Below are 16,273 nucleotides of genomic sequence, written 5' to 3'. Positions count from 1 at the left end.
TACGTCATAGATGGGATTGGCAATGATCATACCTGATTTTTTGTTTGATTTCTATTGCAAGGTAAACTATTTCGGGGAGGTTTTGGTTGGTTTTTTTGATTTTTTATTTTGTTGGATGGTCACCGAGAACGGTTGCTTCCTTGCACACCGCCGCGCTTTGCGAGTGGTGTGCAAGGAAGCAACCGTTCTCTTCATTTTGATTTAAATAGAGTCAAGACATCAATTTCAAATGTGAACACTAATACTGCGACAATCATCACTATGTGAGTGAAATTGCACAAATTAGGGTTATAGTTTAGAATTGTCCAGTTTATGTAGGGAGTCAGTGAAATTACAAAAACCGAGTCATTCATCCACATACAAAGCTTTTTTTAATTTATCGATATACATTTCCATTGTAAAATTGTTTTTAATCCTGTGGCGCCCTGCGCTACCCATTTCTTTTGCTAAAGACCTATTGTTCAGTATTTTTTTCATGGCCTCTTTCATGGCATAAATATCAGTTTCAGGTACTAAAAATCCCGTTTTACCCTCAACGACTACGTCAGGTATTCCGGCATGGATGGTTGCAATAACAGGTAATGCAGCTGCTTGGGCCTCCAACACGGCAACTGGTGTTCCTTCACTGTCACCGGAATCTGCAACAACTGAATGTTGAACAAATGCCAAAGCGTTTTCCATTTCAATTCTGATTTGTTCGGGATTGATTGCACCTAAAAACGTCACCTTGTCCTCAATTTTAAATGCTTTAGTAATATTCCTGCATGTATTTGACAGTTCACCTTCACCGGCTATTTTAAGTCTTGCGTCAGGATATTCGTCAGACAATTCTTTAAAGGCTAGAATGGTAAGGTATGGCGCCTTTTTATTTACAAATCTACCAATTCCCAAAAAAGTGTTTGACAGATAGGTTGGATTATTTTTGAAAAAAATATCATTTGGACCATAGGTTATATGGTGAATTTTTTCTTGTGGACAACCCAAATCAATCAACTTTTTTTTCATCATACTTGAAACCGCAATTATGGCTTTTGCGTAATCAAACATTTCACAATAGCTTGCTGCATGTTGTTCTATGATACTTGTATCGCTGGCATCAAAACCATGAAAATGTACTACCAAGGGAATTCGATACTTTTTACATATAGAGAGCATTGCAGCGCCTCCCGGACCATATTGCGCTAATACAAGATCGATTTTGTTTTTCTTTAAAAGTCTTCCTATCGAAGTTTCCAAAGTGAAGAGATTTATTTTTAAAACTTCCTGAAAAAACATCCTTAGTGAAAATTGAAACCTGTTTTGAATGGAAATTCCATTGTTAAATTGTGTGGGCAACCATCCTGAATGCAATACCAAACTTGCTGGCAATAAATCAACCTGAGCCTTTATAAAGGTTTCAGAATATACACTATAATTTGTGGTACAAATTGCAATTTTCATTTTTTTCATTTTCCGTAAATGCCTGGTATCATTATACCTTCTTTAAAATTTGAATGGCCAAAATTTGGAGCTAATAAAGTACTTAGTAGTGGGCATAGCGTGCACCACCATCAACGGTGAGGCATTCGCTGGTCACAAACCCGGCCGCGATCAAATAATGCACCGCGCGCACCGCATCATCCGGGGTTCCCCATCGTTGCAACATATTGTGGGCGGCCACTTGTGCAATTTCTTCGGCAGACATGTGGGCGGGCGGCAACACAGGGCCAAGGCAAACGGCATTGACGCGCACCGTAGGGGCTAATTCCAGGGCGAGATGATGGGTGAGGGAGAGTAGCGCCGCTTTTGCTGTGCCGTGCGCCGACATTTTATAGTAAGGTTGTACTGCGGAAAGATCCAAGATATTGATGATCAAACCACTCCCTTTTTCCAACATTTGCGGTACAACGGCATTGGCACAATAAAACGCCCCATTAAAATCTGTGTTGAATACGCTTTGCCATTCCTCCAACGACGCGGAAGGAAATGGCGTTGATTTCCATTGCGATGCGCTGTTGACCAAAATGTCAACCTGACCAATCTCCTGCGCGGCCTGGGCGATCATGTTGTTCACCTGCGTGGGATCGGCAATATCGGCCCTGATCGCCAAGGCTTTTACCCCAAGCGCCATCGCTGCGGCGACGGTCTCCCGGGCCTCTTCTTCCGAGCGATTGTAATGGATGATCACATTAGCCCCTTCCTGTGCCAGCGACAAAGCAATCGCTTTGCCTACACGATGCGCTCCGCCTGTAACCAGCGCAACGGCTCCTTTTATATTCATGGTCTTCTCGTTAAATGATGTAATTTATATTTCCATAGTTTCACCCTCTTCTGCCGCGTAAGCCGGGGGGAGAAAATTTCCACTTTATAGCTGTGCTTGCGCGCGGGGTAAGCCGCGAGCAGACCCGCCAGCCCAAAGATATGGTCTTCATGCAGGTGGCTGATAAAAATCTGCCGAATGCGTTCAAAAGGAATACCATGCGGTGCATTTGCATCTGGGTGCCTTCGCCGAAATCAATCAGAAAGTGTTGATTGTCAAATTGTAAGACTTGAGCGGTATAATGGCGTCCTTGGAAAGGGCAAACTGCACTGTTGCCGAGGACGGTGAGCTGCATGGGTAACATTTGTTTTGTCAATTTTAACTTGATTTTATTCTTGGGCGGCATTCCTGTATGGTTTCAAAAACGCTTGAAAGAAAAAGTAGACCATCCCTTTATACCATTGCCGACTTTGTCCGACTTTTAAGCTGTACGATGAAAATTTCAGTATCTCTAAAGTATTTCCTTTGTAATAGGTCAATAAAAGCGAAAATACGATGCGATGAAATTCATTTCGAATGAGGATCAACTGTTTTTTTGTTCTGATAATATTTTCAGTCTCAAAGGTGAAAAACAATTTGGTGATTAAGCGAAGACAATCTTCGGCCCTTGGAATCAATTCGAGTTTATCTCCCCTCATAGCGCCAATGAGCGCTTTAACGCTATCATAATCAGGCATATCACCGGTTACTGATTCCATATTTTTGCACGCAACCGCTGCCCCGGCGTCAAATTGGGGCGCAGTCTCCGTTTTAGTGATTGATTGGGCATGGATTCTCCATAATATCAAGGGTTCGCAAATTACATGCAACACTTCTTCACGCGCTGCCCTTTGCCATATATACCAGTCTTGCGCCAACCTTTTGCTCGGATAATAACCGATTGATTCAAACCAATCTTTTCTCAGCATCATCGTCGAATGAACGATGGTGCATCGAAACAGCAGTTGCCAGCGTAAAAATACCGGATCGGTTTCGTAGTGTCGAAGCTTCGTCCCGCCCTCCTCGAGCAAATTGAAATGCCAGCCGCCACAAACTTTTATTTCAGGATGCAACTCCATGTAGGATACCTGGGTAGAAAATCGCTCCGGCAGGCTGATATCATCGGCATCCGTCCTGGCGATATATTTTCCAGCGCAATGGGGAAACGCCAGATTCGCAGCGATGTAAGGACCTTGGCGGCCGGGTGTTTTAATCAAACGAAACCGTTTGTCTTTCTGGCAATACGTTTCAACAATGGAAACAGTCGCATCATTTGACCCATCATCTACAATCCAGCACTCCCATGCTTCTAATGTTTGTGCACACAGACTCTCTAATGTCTCCCGAAGATATTTTTCTCCGTTGTATACGGCAATGACTACCGAAACTAAAGGCATGTTGAACATGATTATCAATTTTAATGAAGTTGGGTTTCAAAGTTCAAGGCCTGCCACCTATCCAAACTGGACGAGATGACACCTTCCGTATTCCTCATCAACGACATTTCAGATTCGCCCGAAATAATGTCTTGAAAAGTCAAACCAACCCCCAATGGCGTGGTTTGGTTTTTAACCGGACAATGATAACCCAGAAAATGGATCAACTCGATCAGCGGTACTTGCAGTTAGGGTTCAACAGGAAGCGATGGCTGCAAGATAGTGCTTTGACAGTTCTCCAGATGCAAGAGAATGTCCAAATCTATGGCTTGATTTGCTTTTTTAGCTCTTCGATTTGCCTTTGCAATTCAAGGTTTTTCTGGATTTCATCTTCTGCACGCTTCTTTTCTACTTCTGCACGTTTCTTCTCTACTTCTGCGCGTTTCTTTTCTTCAATCAGTAATTGATCCTTCTCCGCGATAATTTCATCCTTTTTTTTCATCTCTCGATCAAAAATTCTATCCAGTTCATCCTCGACATCCATCAAGTCCCGAATCTCTTCGCTGGCAATGGCTCTCCCCAAACGATCTACCATTTTTTTGACCAAGGGATCATTGATATCGCCTTGAAAATCGAGTTGATGCTTGTCCTTTGTACTTTGATAAATCGGGCTAAAAATATGCAGTACCCGCTCCAGTTTGTTGCGGGCTGCTTTGGCTAACTTACGCACTTGAATCAAATAAGAATCGTGGGTCAACAACTCGACGAAATCTTCTTTAATGTCCAGGATTTCCTGAGTCACTACATCGCGGTATTCCCGATTGATTTTGACCACTCCCGACTGAATACTGTTTAATGGGAAACCTAAAAAGTAGATCGTGATGATAGGTAACGGGCGTTTTTCTAGATCGCCTTTATCGTTGAGTACATCGTCTTCTTTGCGGTAATTATCACCCAGATAGCGTCGAAAGCGCATCACATCAAAGGCTTTTTTTGCCTTTTGTAGCTCAATGAGTACTTTACTGATTTCTCCGTTCTGTTTTTTGATTACTGCCTTGAAATCAAAACGCAAAATACGGATATCTCCACTCGTTTCGGTGGAGGTTTCCTGTGGTTTTACTTCCACACTTTGCACTTCCTCCCCTAGAATGGTCGACAGCAACTCCCGAGCAATCTCTACATCCTCCAGCAGATATTTGAACACTACGTCATAGATGGGGTTGGCGATGATCATACCTGATTTTTTGTTTGATTTCTATCGCAAGGTAAACTATTTCGGGGAGATTTTGGGAGGTTTTTTTGATTTTTTATTTTGTTGGATGGTCACCGAGAACTATCGCACTACCACAACCAACGACTAACCTAAACCCGCATTGCGTATTTTACTTAGTCGTCTGCTAAAGGTAAATTCACTTTGTCCGCGTTCTTTTAAGTAGCCTATTTACGCATTACTGTATTCCTCTCACCAGCGAATATAGCAAACGATTATTTACCCTACAAGCAATTTTTAGGCCATTAATCGAACTTTTGTTGCTATCCCAGCCGTTACGAGTGAGCTGTGTACAAATTTAGATCGTTTGATAGCAAGTACCCCATCTAATCCTCCTCCCTCAATGCCCTGACCTGCTCCACCGTTAACCCCGTATCTTCGGCAATGGCTTCATCTGAAAGGTTCCGTTTTAGCAATTTTCTCGCAATGTCAAATCTTTCTTCTTCTCTTTCAAGTTTGATGACTTTGCGTTTTGATGCTTCGATTTTAGCTTCTTCCCATTCTTCGGGGCTGATGTTTTCAAAACTCACAATTTCAGCGGCTCTTTTTACACCTGCATTTTGAGTGTTCACATTTGGATTTTCGGGATGGTGAATGCTTTCATAAATCAGGTCTAGCCAATCCCGGTAATTGGTGGGCGTATCTTTTCCTTTGTAATTGGGGTTAAGGTAAATCAATTCGTGATTGAAAATTTTGCGTTCAATTCCGGTTAAGTTTTTAGGATTTAAGGAAGAGATCAAGACTTCGTCTCTGTAAATCTCTCTTGTTTTTTCATTGATTTTATAGGGTGCAGTCATGACCACAATGGTATACACCGTTTTATCAACAGTATAATCCTCACTGCTGCGTTGTTGCTCGGTGATGGCTTGCAGATGATAATGCAGGAATCGGTCAAAATTGTGGTCGTATTCTACTTTTTGAATTTCGATGACGACCCTTTTTTTGCTGTCTTCCGCAAAAATGTCGTATTTAAAATTGATGTTTCCCAGTTTGGGTTGAAAGGCTTTTTCCGTTTCTATTTTATCTGGCTCAATCTCAATGCCAATGATGTCTTTGACAAAAGCCTTGAACACGATTTCATCGGTAAAAGCTTTTTTGAAAAATACTTCATTGTCTAATCTGGCGATGGTCATACATCTATTTTTCTTACAAAATTAAGCAAAATTTGGATGGGATTGAAATCATTGTCACTCCCCATCACTGTATCGGTGGCCATACGATAACATCCACCCTGCGGTTTTTTCGGCGGCCTTCCCAGGAAGAATTGTCAAAAAGGGGATTGAATTGGCCAAAATCCTGGATGGTGATCATTTCGGGGCGCAGGCCTTTGTCCAGCAATTTTTGCAGGGTATTGTCGGAGCGCATTTTAGATAGCCATTGGTTGTATTCTGCGCCACCGATGTTGTCGGTATGTCCGTGAATGCTGACATCGTGGCTGTCGAGTTCGGGGATTTCATCCAGCCATTTGTTCAGGGCGTCGATTTGCTCCTGATCTATGTAGTGCGAGCCACCACCAAAATAAATGCTGAAGATGTGATAAGGTACAGTTACCTCGCCGACGTTGTGCTGCTGACCGATGGCCCAGGTGCAATTGGCAACAAGCAATAAAGTGTAAAACAATCCTTTCATGGTCAGCGGGTTTTCGCTGCCGAAGGTGCAAAAAAATCGGGAAAGAAACAACCTGAATATGAACTTAAGCCCGGTTGCCGACTTGCTTACAAAATAAAACGCATGGCCACAAACTGACCAATCAACCCAATAAAATAACCGCCATACAAGTCCATCGGTTCGTGAGCCTTTAAACTCAGGCGGGAAGTGCCTACCAAGCCCGCAAGCAAGATGGTGATCAACAGTACCACACTCAAGCCTATCTCCATGACATCGCCACCACGGAGTGAAAATGAAATGCTGCTGTACTCTGGGAAACTGCGCATCAGCAACACCAACATACCAATCATTCCCCCCATTCCTACGGCATGGGCGCTGATTTTGGAAAAAAGATTGATGAAAAAAGCCAAAAAAAGCGAGATGGTTGAACCCAGTACGAAACTGGAAAACAGGCGAGGCACCATGGTATTGTCCAGCAAATTGCGGAACAGCCAGAGGTAAAAAATGCCGGTTACAATGTAGGGGCCAATGCGGTCTTCGCGCTGGGGCATCTCAATGGAGGATACCAAACCCGTAAAACGCAGCATCAACACCGCCATCATCGGAATAAAAAAAGACGACAAAAATACCCGCAAGATCAATTGCATGCTGTAAGGTTCCTGCAGGTTGTGTACCCCAAACAAGTAGGGATTGACCAACAGGAATACCACCAGCATGTAAGTGAGTAGCAAAAGAGGGTGGAATAAAACAGATATAACTTTGGCAAAAACCTGCATGAGTCAGAATTGAATAAATTTTCCGGGCAAAGATAGCGGTTATACTTTATGAGAACAGTTCCACAAACGCAAATTCTTTTCCACTAAACAAACCCAGGTCGCTAATCTTGAGATCAGGTATGACCAACAGCGCCATAAACGACAAGGTCATAAAAGGCGCAGTCAGGGTTGATCCCAGGGTGTTTTTGACAAAACCATCGATTTCACTGTACAAACGGGCCGTTTGGTAGCCATCGGCATTGGTCATGATGCCGGCAACTGGAAGTGGCAACACTTTTTCAACCGTCCCTGTGACAGCCGAAATGCCGCCCCGGTGACGAATGATGGCATTCACCGCCGCGCAAATCGCTTCATCGTCTACACCCACCGCGATGATGTTGTGCGAATCGTGGCCTACACAAGAAGCAATCGCGCCTTCTTTCAGGCCAAAATTTTTGATAAAGGCCACTGCTGGCGGCGCATCGGCATAGCGATTGACCACGGTTATTTTCAAGACATCCTGACCGGGGTCGCTCATCGCAAATCCGCCACTATTGGGCAAAAGCGCACTGCTGCTGCGGGTGACGATCTCGCCATTCAAAGCTTCGATGACTTTTGCTTTGGCCGCAGCCACTGCTTTAACCCTGAAATCCTGAGGGACTTTCAATTGAGTATTGAAATTATTGGGCGCTTCGGCTACTACAGAATGGAGCAAGGTTTGGCCGTGATGGGCTACCATTTGGCCATTGATGTAGGTTTCAACCGCTTCGAAAGTGCTCAAATCTTCTACTACCATCAGGTCAGCGGGGTCGCCTTCGCGCAGCAAGCCGACTTCCAATTGGTAATGCTGTATGGGATTGACCGTTGCTGCCCGGATGGTGTCGTACAAGTCGCAACCATTCATCAGCGCCCGGGCAATCAGTTGATTGATGTGCCCTTTGATCAAATCATCGGGGTGCTTGTCATCGGAGCAAAACATGATTTGATCCGGGTAAAGGGGCAACAGCTCGATCAGTGCGTCAAAATTTTTGGCAGCGCTGCCTTCCCGAATGATGATTTTGACGCCCAATTTTAGTTTGTCCAGGGCTTCGTCGTAGGAAAAACACTCGTGATCGGTGCTGATGCCCGCGTCGAAATACTGTTTGGCAGTAGCGCCGCGCAGGCCTGGGGCGTGGCCGTCTACCGGTTTGCCCATTTGCTGGGCAATTTTGATTTTGGCCATAACCTCATCATCGTCCATCAACACGCCGGGGTAATTCATCATTTCGGCCAGGTATTTGACCTCTGGCAGCTTGAGTAGCGCCATTACCCCGTTGGTACCAATTCTGGCTCCCGCAGTTTCAAAACCCGTTGCCGGAACACAGGAAGGTGCACCAAAGAAAAACTTGAAAGGGGTTTGCTGGCCATTTTGGATCATGTATTCTACGCCAGCGATGCCCAACACATTGGCGATTTCGTGCGGATCGGAAACGCTGGCTACGGTGCCATGCACCACGGCCAAACGGGCAAATTCGGAAGGCACTAGCATAGAGCTTTCAATGTGCACATGGGCATCCACCAAGCCTGGCAAAATGTAACGCGAAGGAGCATTGGCAATGCTGCGAATGCTTTTGATTCTCCCTTGTACAATTTGTATTTCGCCCGGAAAAATCCGCCGTTGATGAATATCGATAACCTGGCCTTGGATGATCATTATTTTTTAGCTTTCTTTGATGGATGATTAATAGACTGCGAATGTTCAAATAGCACATGGAGAACTTCTGGAGCAAAATACTCTTCAATATCGGTGGATTCCAAATTAGCGGAGCACAATTAACACTTGGTATTTTATGGGTGCTAGGAGTGCTGGTCTTGGACTGGCTGGTTTTGGTATGGGGGCTGCCCAAATTGTTTGTCCGTTTTGAGGTAGAGCAGGCCAGAAAAAGACAAGTTCGGCGGCGCTTTCAACCTTTGTTTTTGTACAGTATGGTGCTGGGATTGATCTGGATCAGCAAGATGGATTATACCCTCTTTCAGGACAAACAGCGCTGGATCGGGGTGTCTACCTTGTTGCAAGGACTGATGCTCTGGCAAGTAGCACGCATTGCGGATTTGATTTTGGGCCGGGTCATTTTGCGTAGCTTGGTGCGGGTACGAGAAAACCAAAGAAACCCGCTTCTATTGGGAGGGACTTCCGGAGTCACACGCAATTGGCAAACGTCGAATCGCTACATCAAATACGCAGTGTATGTAGTTACTTTGATGTTTTTGTTGCGCTTGTTTCAATCTGATTTTGTTTTTTTTGAAGGCAAGCTCGGGAAAAACGATTACCTCTTGCGGGCTTCCAATATTTTGGGCGCTTGCCTGATCATTTTACTGGCGCAACTGATCATTTGGGTGATTGTACATCTGTTTTTGGCCAGCTTTTACCGCCGTCGCAACATCAACATTGGTTCACAGTTTGCGTTTAACCAACTGGTCAACTATTTCATTTATTTCGTAGCGAGTTTGATCGCGCTCAATTTTGTAGGCGTCAACATCAGTGTGCTGGCTGGTGGCGCAGTGGCCTTGTTGGTTGGCGTGGGAATTGGATTGCAGCAAACCTTCAACGATTTCTTTTCAGGCATTTTATTGCTTTTTGAACGCGCAGTGGAAGTTGGAGATTGGGTAGAGATAGATGGCCTGGTGGGTAGAGTACGGCGCATTGGCCCCCGAACTTCAGTGGTACAATCGCGGGACAACCGCAGTGTCATTGTACCCAATTCCAAACTGGTACTCAACAACGTTACCAATTGGAGTCATGGGGACGATATTGCCCAGTTTAATGTCAGTGTAGGGATTTCCTATAAATCGGATGTCCAATTGGCCATTCAGTTGTTGGAAGAAATTGCCAGCAGCCACCCCAGTGTATTGGCCACTCCTGAAGTCAATGTTCGCTTGATTGCGTTTGGTGCTTCGAGTCTTGATCTGGAAGTGTTTTTTTGGTCAAGTGAGTTTAGGGACATCGACGATGTCAAAAGTGACATTCGCGTGAGCATTGAACAAAAATTCCGGGAGCGTGGCATCGAAATTCCATTTGCGCAAACGGATGTGTGGTTGAGGAATTTGGAAAAGCAATAGTGGCCAGCATTTATTTTTTGCTTGTTAAAAACCCAAACCAGAAATGTTAAAACCAGAAAGCTAGGTTAAGCAATAGTTAAACCACCCCCTTCCTGTTTCCAATTCTGCTAACTTTCCGTTACCTTATTACATATTTTCGTCACAAAACAAAAAATCTTCCATGAAGGAGCAAGCATTTAACCTCATTAAGAAAGCAATATTGGTACTGGCCTTGGTTCCTGCGTTTACGATGGCCGTTCAGGCGCAACGCATTGCCAGTGTTGACGTATCAAAAATACTTGGCAGTGTCAATGAATACAAGGCTGCCGAGGACGAGTTGGACAAAATGGCTGCCCGCTGGCGCCAGGAAATTGCGCAGGAATACGACAAAATTAAGAGCCTATACAACCGTTTTCAGGCGGAGCAAGTCCTTTTGAGCGATGAGGCTCGCCGTCAACGTGAGGATGAGATCATGAACAAGGAAAAAGAAGTGCGCGAAATGCAGCGCAAGCGCTTTTCTCCAGAAGGTGATTTATTTCTGCGCCGCAAAGAACTGGTGCAGCCCATTCAGGATCGGGTATACGCCGCCATCGAAGCCTATGCAAAGGAACGAGGCTACGATTTTATTTTTGACAAAGGAGGTTCTGCGGGGATGATTTTCTCCAATCCGCAGTACGACAAAACAGACGACATCATCAATCGCTTAAAATAATCTGAAAAAGATTATTTTTGCGCGGTTTTCGAACGATTCGAAAATTTATAATCGCAAATACGGACAACAATGAGCAAGTTTATGAAGACTGGCAGTTTTTTAATCATCGCCTTACTTTGCACTGTAGCCTTACAAGCTCAAAAGTTTGGCTATATCAATTCGCAAGCGATGATGTCAGAATTGCCTAAGGTAAAGCAGGCAGATTCTGATATGGAAGCTTACCAAAAGCAGCTCCAGAAAAAAGGCCAGGATATGGTCACTGCTTTCCAAACCAAGGTAACCGACTTCCAGAAGCGTGTGCAGGATGGTTTGGTACCACCCAAACAGCAAGAAGAAGAGGAGAAGAAGCTCGAGGAGGAACGCCAAAAGATTCTTGCTTACGAACAAGAGATGACTCAACTCCTTCAAACCAAAAGAGATGCGCTGTTAAAGCCGATCTTGGACGAGTTCAATACTGCTGTCAAAGCTGTTGCCACTGAAGGTGGGTATAACTACATCTTTGATCAAGGCATTTTGCTTTACTTCGACGCAACCATGGATGTGGCACCGATGGTGAAGAAAAAACTTGGCATTACGCAGTAATTAGCTAAAAATTTAGGGTTGATCAATAAACACGATCCGGTCACTGAGCGAAGCCGAAGTGCCGGAATCGTGTTTATTGATCAACCCTAAATTTTTTCTACGCTTCAACTTAAATAATGACCAGCGCATCTCAACCTATTGGCGTTTTTGACTCCGGAATCGGAGGCCTTACCGTTGCCAACGCCATTGTGAACAAATTGCCGAACGAAGAAATCATCTACTTTGGCGATACTGCTCACCTTCCTTACGGCGATAAATCTGCCGACGCCATTCGCTACTATTGCCTGCGCATCAGCAAGTTTTTGCTCGACCAAGGCTGCAAAATGATCGTGGTGGCCTGCAATTCTGCCTCTTCGGCAGGTTATGATGTGCTTTTGGAATTTTTTCGCAATCAGGCATTGTTTGTCAATGTCGTAGATCCCCTCGTCAGTGCAGTTGCGCAAAGGGGATTTCAAAAAGTAGGCGTTATTGCCACCAAAGCAACCGTTCAGTCTGGGATTTACCACAAACAATTGCACCGCGTATCTCCCTCTCTATCCGTTGAATCTTTGGCTACTCCGCTACTGGCACCCATGATCGAGGAGGGCTTCGTACACAACCTGGCCAGTAAAGCCATTCTGGATACCTATTTGGCGCATCCCGGTTTTGCAGATATCGAGGCATTGCTCTTGGCTTGTACACACTACCCCTTGATTCGTCCGGAGATAGAAGACCATTTTCAACACAAGATAGAGGTATTTGATTCTACCAAGGTAGTTGCCGATGAAGTGGCCAGCAAGCTTGCCCAAAATGATTTGTTGAACCTGGAAAAGCGCCGTCCCCACCGGTTTTATGTTTCTGATTACACCCAATCCTTTGAAGAGACCACTCGCTTGTTTTATGGCGAAGCCATTCAGTTGGAACAGTATCAGATTTGGTGACCCAGATTTGGGCGCAACGCATCTGGGAATTCGCTTGGAAACAATCGCAGGGCATCACTTGGATAAGGAAGCCAAACGTGATCTAAACGCCGCGTTTTTTGCATGCAAAAAGGACTAAACGAGCATGCTGCGCATTTTTTGGGATTAATCAATGCCGCATCAAATGCTTCCACCCCTTTCTGCATAAATTTCCCCATTTTCAGTTTGTATTGCTGGTACAAGTCGCTTGATTTTTCATCCAGCTTGATTTTTTTGACACCTGCTTTAAACACGTAGGGTTCTCCATCCTTGAAATCATACAACCAATACACCAAATAGCCATAGCTCAAAGGGTATTCAATGAGGTTGTACAAGTAGGCCAGCACTTGGATAATGTGGCTTTCAAAAAAATAAAAAGGCAGCTTCTCCCAAACTTGGTACCGATCCTGGTTCTTGGCTTCCAATGTCCCCGCCAGCTCTTCCCGCATTAGTTTCAACGCAGTAGGGTTCATCGGGTCATCTTGGCGAATAAATTTTTCTTCCACTACAAAATAAGCCCCATCCCGATCTTGGAAAATGTAATCGGGGCTGCCTGAAAATCCGGTCTCCTCGTTTTGGAAAAGCTGGGGTTTTTCTCCATGCCCAACATGAACGAGCTTTGATCTGAGCATTTTCGTAATTGCTGGATTTTGCCAGCCGCGTTGGTAAAAAGGATCGGGATCAGCGTTTCTTTGATTGTACCGCACCCCCAAACGGAGAGACTGATGTAGGCACTCCCCGATTTCTATCCATTCATTAGAGGTTGCCGCAGCGGGTTCAAAGGAGTGCCCGATGGAAAATGCAGCAGAGCAGAAAGCATACCGCGACAAACTTGTTGCCGTCCAATTTTTGCCATTCAGCTTACGGGTTTTGATTTCAGTAGGAGATCCCTTTAGCTTAATTTCAGCCATCAAGGCATCAATACATGCTTTGGCAGAATACTGCCAACTTTTGAACGCATTTTTTGCTTTTGGATTAAAATGGTACCTGCCCTTGACTTTGAGCAGATGTTGAAGATAAACATCAATGTCTTTCTGGCGCAAAAAGCCGATACGGCGCAACAGGTATTGCGCAAAACTCAATTGGCGTGGCGTGTATTTCATGATTAGCCTCGGTTGATGATGAAAAAAAATGAACCGAAGGCTGTGTATTAAAGTGAAAGGCAAAAGAAAATTAAAACAAAAATAAGGAATAAAACTTAAAACTTACCCTCCTTCAACGCCAAAAAAGCGTCATAACTCCGAATGTAATCTTCTGGAGTATAAACCGTATCTGTAAGCACCAGCTGCACGGCATCGTGACTGTATTGCATGGTATGCCAGGTGAGTGGAGGCAGAAAAACGCCAAGATCAGGCCGATCCAGCAAAAAGTCCCACTTTTGACCATTTATCATTTCTGCATGAACTTCAATGCGGCCATGTACCGCAATAAGCAGCATCGAGGTTGCATAATGGGCATGCCGCCCCCGAATGACGCTTTGGGGGGTGAAATAAGTCCAAAAAATCCGTTTTACCTCAAATGGAATGCTTTGTTGAATTTGACCAACCGCCAGATAACCAATGGCTGATTCACCATGGGTTGGGAATTCAATCAGTTGGGGCAGATCTTTATTGAAATATACTTCATTCATCCTATTGCTTTTTTTTCAGCACCATGATGTAACTACTGCCCGTAGGCTTGTAAGTTGCTGCCGCTGCATCCGAGATCAAAGTTGGGTTTTGGAAATCCGCGAGGTCTACCCAGGCAATGGGAGTATAATTTTGCATTGCCCAACTGTAAGATGATTGGTACAAGCGCTGGTTAGAGTCTTCGTGCAGCATCCAGGACAAAGGCACGATGTTGAACACGATGTAATCTGGTTTTTGGGTTGTCAGGCCTTGCAAGGCTTCTTCTTGCCACTCCTCAATAAACCGATGCTTACTCGACAAAAAAGCCAAATAAAAATGCCGGGAAGGCGCTTTGCGTTGGAGGTACACATACAGCTGGGGTTCGGAACCCATTACGGCTACCATCTCATTGGGCTGGATGCTGGAGGCAATCAGGCGCGAAATCAGTTGGTGTTCAGGGAAAGGGTTGCCACCATACATTGTGCGCATTATCGCGGTTGAATTTTCATTGAGCCAAAGTGGAGCAGAGGTTGCCATCACCACCAGAATAGATAGCCCTGCAATGGGGAAACTCAAGTTTTTGAAAGCACCAAAACCTACTTTTTGCCCCAGTTTTTCCAATTGAAAAAACAAGTTTGCAATCACCAGGGCAACCGCTGGTACAAATTGAATCCAGTAATGCAAATAAAAACGTTGACCAGGTACAATGGTCAAAAAAGAAAAAAGCAACAAGCCAAAAAGGGCGATACTCAATTTCAGATTTAAGCCCCGCAACAACAGCGCCAGAAGCCCCAAACCGCCAAGCGCCCAAAGCAGCATTTGATACTGAATGATTTGGATGAAATTACTGCTGAAGGTTTTTTGCCAAGAAATAGTGCTTGCACTACGTGAAGTGTACAACTGTGGGTATTCTATGTTCCAAAATGAAAACTCATCCCATACTCCAAAGCCCAAAATGATGGCCAGACAAATTAAAACAGGAGCAATTGCTCCCAGCGAAAACCATAGGCCATTGGTGATGAGTTTGCCCACTTTCTGCTTTATTTGATCACCATTGGCTAATAAAACCAGCGCTAGCGCCGCGAAACCCAGAAAAAAAACAGCAGATTGCTTGATCATCACGGCACTGCCTATCAATGCTCCAGCGCCAACCAGCCGCAAGCGTTCCTGTCTCAAGCTTGAACTGGGTTGAGTCAGCAGCAAGCACAGCAACCAGATTCCATACAAAACTACCGCCATCACCAACAGCTCCGATTCGGCAAAAGTCATACTCACGAAAGGACTCGCACTAAACAAGGCCATGGTCACCGCCGCCAGCAATCCATACTTGGCGCCAAAAAAACTCCGGGCAATCAAGTACACGCCACCACAAATGAGTAAGGATAAAAACCAGGCACTCAAACGCAATCCCAGCAGGCTATAGCCAAAAACAGCATTGAGCAAAGCGTAGCCATAAAACAAAAATGGCGGCTTCATTTCATAAAAATCCCGGTACGGCGCCAAACCCTCGCCAGCTCTTTGCCCCAGATAGGCATACGCGCTTTCGTCGCGCTCCAAAGGGAGATCGAATAAATTGATGCGCACAATGAATAGAAATGCCAAAACGATTCCGATATGAACCCAAAATACCAGCGTGGGATCCCAGGGCTTGGCTGAAATTTCTTGCCTGGTCACTTTGGGCTGACCTTGTGGCTTAGGCGGCATTGGGTTGCCTCCTTTTTTCTTTTGCTGATTTTTAGCCATTGTATTACAGCGGTATGGGTTATCAAATAAGAAAATAAAATCAGGTGTTGAATTTAGCGCTCAAGTTAAATAAATTGCGGTTAATTGTTGAGCGTAACCTTTGATGATTCCAAACCATGCCGCATGTTGACCGTACCATTTTTCTCTTCTGCACCCATGCATGCCCCCCTCAAAGCTGACATGGATGCTTTTTGGCAACAATTTTATGATTCCAACTGGTACGTTCTGGGGCCAGAGGTCGAAGCTTTTGAGCTGGCCTATGCCGCATTTAATCAAACGCAATACTGTGTAGGCGTAGCCAATGGCCTGGATGCGCTGCACATTTC

General features: G+C 44.8%; 17 protein-coding genes. 5 read left to right on the top strand and 12 right to left on the bottom strand.

Features of this window, described 5'->3' with window-relative positions:
• Positions 1–345: 345 nt before the first annotated feature.
• From ABW391_RS24890 to ade, 9 genes are all read right to left on the bottom strand, one after another.
• A complete protein-coding gene (locus tag ABW391_RS24890) occupies positions 346–1,440 on the bottom strand; it encodes a glycosyltransferase (protein WP_353484614.1) in 1,095 nt (364 codons plus the stop codon).
• 82 nt (positions 1,441–1,522) lie between these two features.
• The gene (locus ABW391_RS24885) at positions 1,523–2,260 is read right to left on the bottom strand and encodes an SDR family NAD(P)-dependent oxidoreductase (protein ID WP_353484613.1); all 738 of its coding nucleotides are present in this window, start codon (positions 2,258–2,260) and stop codon (positions 1,523–1,525) included.
• Complete coding sequence (locus ABW391_RS24880; RefSeq protein ID WP_502916351.1) at positions 2,257–2,454, bottom strand: MBL fold metallo-hydrolase; 198 nt, start codon at positions 2,452–2,454, stop codon at positions 2,257–2,259. The genes ABW391_RS24885 and ABW391_RS24880 overlap by 4 nt, the downstream gene beginning before the upstream one ends.
• Positions 2,455–2,628: 174 nt before the next feature.
• On the bottom strand, positions 2,629–3,684 hold the full coding sequence (locus tag ABW391_RS24875) for a glycosyltransferase family 2 protein (protein WP_353484612.1): 1,056 nt from the start codon (positions 3,682–3,684) through the stop codon (positions 2,629–2,631).
• A 292-nt stretch (positions 3,685–3,976) separates the two neighbouring features.
• The gene (locus ABW391_RS24870; protein WP_353484611.1) at positions 3,977–4,888 is read right to left on the bottom strand and encodes a hypothetical protein; all 912 of its coding nucleotides are present in this window, start codon (positions 4,886–4,888) and stop codon (positions 3,977–3,979) included.
• A 362-nt stretch (positions 4,889–5,250) separates the two neighbouring features.
• On the bottom strand, positions 5,251–6,057 hold the full coding sequence (locus ABW391_RS24865; protein WP_353484610.1) for a PD-(D/E)XK nuclease family transposase: 807 nt from the start codon (positions 6,055–6,057) through the stop codon (positions 5,251–5,253).
• Positions 6,058–6,121: 64 nt separating this feature from the next.
• Positions 6,122–6,553, bottom strand: coding sequence for an OmpA family protein (locus ABW391_RS24860; protein ID WP_353484609.1), 432 nt, complete (start codon positions 6,551–6,553; stop codon positions 6,122–6,124).
• 86 nt (positions 6,554–6,639) lie between these two features.
• Complete coding sequence (locus tag ABW391_RS24855; protein WP_353484608.1) at positions 6,640–7,308, bottom strand: phosphatase PAP2 family protein; 669 nt, start codon at positions 7,306–7,308, stop codon at positions 6,640–6,642.
• Between the two features lie 46 nt (positions 7,309–7,354).
• Positions 7,355–8,980 (bottom strand): adenine deaminase, encoded by a 1,626-nt coding sequence (gene ade / locus ABW391_RS24850; RefSeq protein ID WP_353484607.1) that lies wholly within the window; start codon positions 8,978–8,980, stop codon positions 7,355–7,357.
• A gap of 56 nt (positions 8,981–9,036) precedes the next feature.
• On the opposite strand from ade, the gene ABW391_RS24845 reads away from it, so the two are divergent.
• The 4 genes from ABW391_RS24845 (at position 9,037) to murI (ending at position 12,579) form a co-directional block, all read left to right on the top strand.
• Positions 9,037–10,386 (top strand): mechanosensitive ion channel family protein, encoded by a 1,350-nt coding sequence (locus ABW391_RS24845; protein ID WP_353484606.1) that lies wholly within the window; start codon positions 9,037–9,039, stop codon positions 10,384–10,386.
• Between the two features lie 160 nt (positions 10,387–10,546).
• A complete protein-coding gene (locus tag ABW391_RS24840; protein WP_353484605.1) occupies positions 10,547–11,077 on the top strand; it encodes an OmpH/Skp family outer membrane protein in 531 nt (176 codons plus the stop codon).
• Between the two features lie 69 nt (positions 11,078–11,146).
• Positions 11,147–11,659, top strand: coding sequence for an OmpH/Skp family outer membrane protein (locus tag ABW391_RS24835; RefSeq protein WP_353484604.1), 513 nt, complete (start codon positions 11,147–11,149; stop codon positions 11,657–11,659).
• A 116-nt stretch (positions 11,660–11,775) separates the two neighbouring features.
• Positions 11,776–12,579, top strand: a complete 804-nt coding sequence (murI, locus tag ABW391_RS24830) for a glutamate racemase (protein ID WP_353484603.1) — start codon at positions 11,776–11,778, stop codon at positions 12,577–12,579.
• On the opposite strand, the gene ABW391_RS24825 is transcribed toward murI, so the two are convergent.
• The 3 genes from ABW391_RS24825 to ABW391_RS24815 all read right to left on the bottom strand — a co-directional run bounded on the left by ABW391_RS24825 (position 12,567) and on the right by ABW391_RS24815 (position 15,908).
• Entirely contained in the window at positions 12,567–13,700 is a 1,134-nt protein-coding gene (locus ABW391_RS24825; RefSeq protein ID WP_353484602.1) for a hypothetical protein, read from the bottom strand. The two genes, murI and ABW391_RS24825, sit on opposite strands and share 13 nt — an antisense overlap.
• 95 nt (positions 13,701–13,795) lie before the next feature.
• Positions 13,796–14,227 (bottom strand): sugar 3,4-ketoisomerase, encoded by a 432-nt coding sequence (locus tag ABW391_RS24820; RefSeq protein ID WP_353484601.1) that lies wholly within the window; start codon positions 14,225–14,227, stop codon positions 13,796–13,798.
• Position 14,228: 1 nt separating this feature from the next.
• Positions 14,229–15,908 carry an ArnT family glycosyltransferase gene (locus ABW391_RS24815; protein ID WP_353484600.1) on the bottom strand — a complete coding sequence of 560 codons (1,680 nt, stop codon included), beginning with the start codon at positions 15,906–15,908 and terminating at the stop codon, positions 14,229–14,231.
• Between the two features lie 162 nt (positions 15,909–16,070).
• Between ABW391_RS24815 and ABW391_RS24810 the strand changes: the two genes are divergently transcribed.
• A partial coding sequence (locus tag ABW391_RS24810) for a DegT/DnrJ/EryC1/StrS family aminotransferase (protein WP_353484599.1) occupies positions 16,071–16,273 on the top strand: 203 nt, incomplete at its 3' end.

The sequence above is a fragment of the Haliscomenobacter sp. genome (assembly GCF_040403615.1).
Taxonomy (GTDB): Bacteria; Bacteroidota; Bacteroidia; order Chitinophagales; family Saprospiraceae; genus Haliscomenobacter.
The sequence above is the reverse complement of the archived record's forward strand: the minus strand, read 5'-3'. Positions and strand labels throughout refer to the sequence as shown.

Coding starts and splice junctions, on each gene's coding strand:
- ABW391_RS24815 (WP_353484600.1), bottom strand. CDS start 15,908: ATGCCGCCTAAGCCACAAGGTCAGCCCAAAGTGACCAGGCAAGAAATT.
- ABW391_RS24885 (WP_353484613.1), bottom strand. CDS start 2,260: ATGAATATAAAAGGAGCCGTTGCGCTGGTTACAGGCGGAGCGCATCGT.
- ABW391_RS24835 (WP_353484604.1), top strand. CDS start 11,147: ATGAGCAAGTTTATGAAGACTGGCAGTTTTTTAATCATCGCCTTACTT.
- ABW391_RS24845 (WP_353484606.1), top strand. CDS start 9,037: ATGGAGAACTTCTGGAGCAAAATACTCTTCAATATCGGTGGATTCCAA.
- ABW391_RS24875 (WP_353484612.1), bottom strand. CDS start 3,684: ATGTTCAACATGCCTTTAGTTTCGGTAGTCATTGCCGTATACAACGGA.
- ABW391_RS24840 (WP_353484605.1), top strand. CDS start 10,547: ATGAAGGAGCAAGCATTTAACCTCATTAAGAAAGCAATATTGGTACTG.
- ABW391_RS24890 (WP_353484614.1), bottom strand. CDS start 1,440: ATGAAAATTGCAATTTGTACCACAAATTATAGTGTATATTCTGAAACC.
- murI (WP_353484603.1), top strand. CDS start 11,776: ATGACCAGCGCATCTCAACCTATTGGCGTTTTTGACTCCGGAATCGGA.
- ABW391_RS24865 (WP_353484610.1), bottom strand. CDS start 6,057: ATGACCATCGCCAGATTAGACAATGAAGTATTTTTCAAAAAAGCTTTT.
- ABW391_RS24820 (WP_353484601.1), bottom strand. CDS start 14,227: ATGAATGAAGTATATTTCAATAAAGATCTGCCCCAACTGATTGAATTC.
- ABW391_RS24825 (WP_353484602.1), bottom strand. CDS start 13,700: ATGAAATACACGCCACGCCAATTGAGTTTTGCGCAATACCTGTTGCGC.
- ABW391_RS24860 (WP_353484609.1), bottom strand. CDS start 6,553: ATGAAAGGATTGTTTTACACTTTATTGCTTGTTGCCAATTGCACCTGG.
- ade (WP_353484607.1), bottom strand. CDS start 8,980: ATGATCATCCAAGGCCAGGTTATCGATATTCATCAACGGCGGATTTTT.
- ABW391_RS24870 (WP_353484611.1), bottom strand. CDS start 4,888: ATGATCATCGCCAACCCCATCTATGACGTAGTGTTCAAATATCTGCTG.
- ABW391_RS24855 (WP_353484608.1), bottom strand. CDS start 7,308: ATGCAGGTTTTTGCCAAAGTTATATCTGTTTTATTCCACCCTCTTTTG.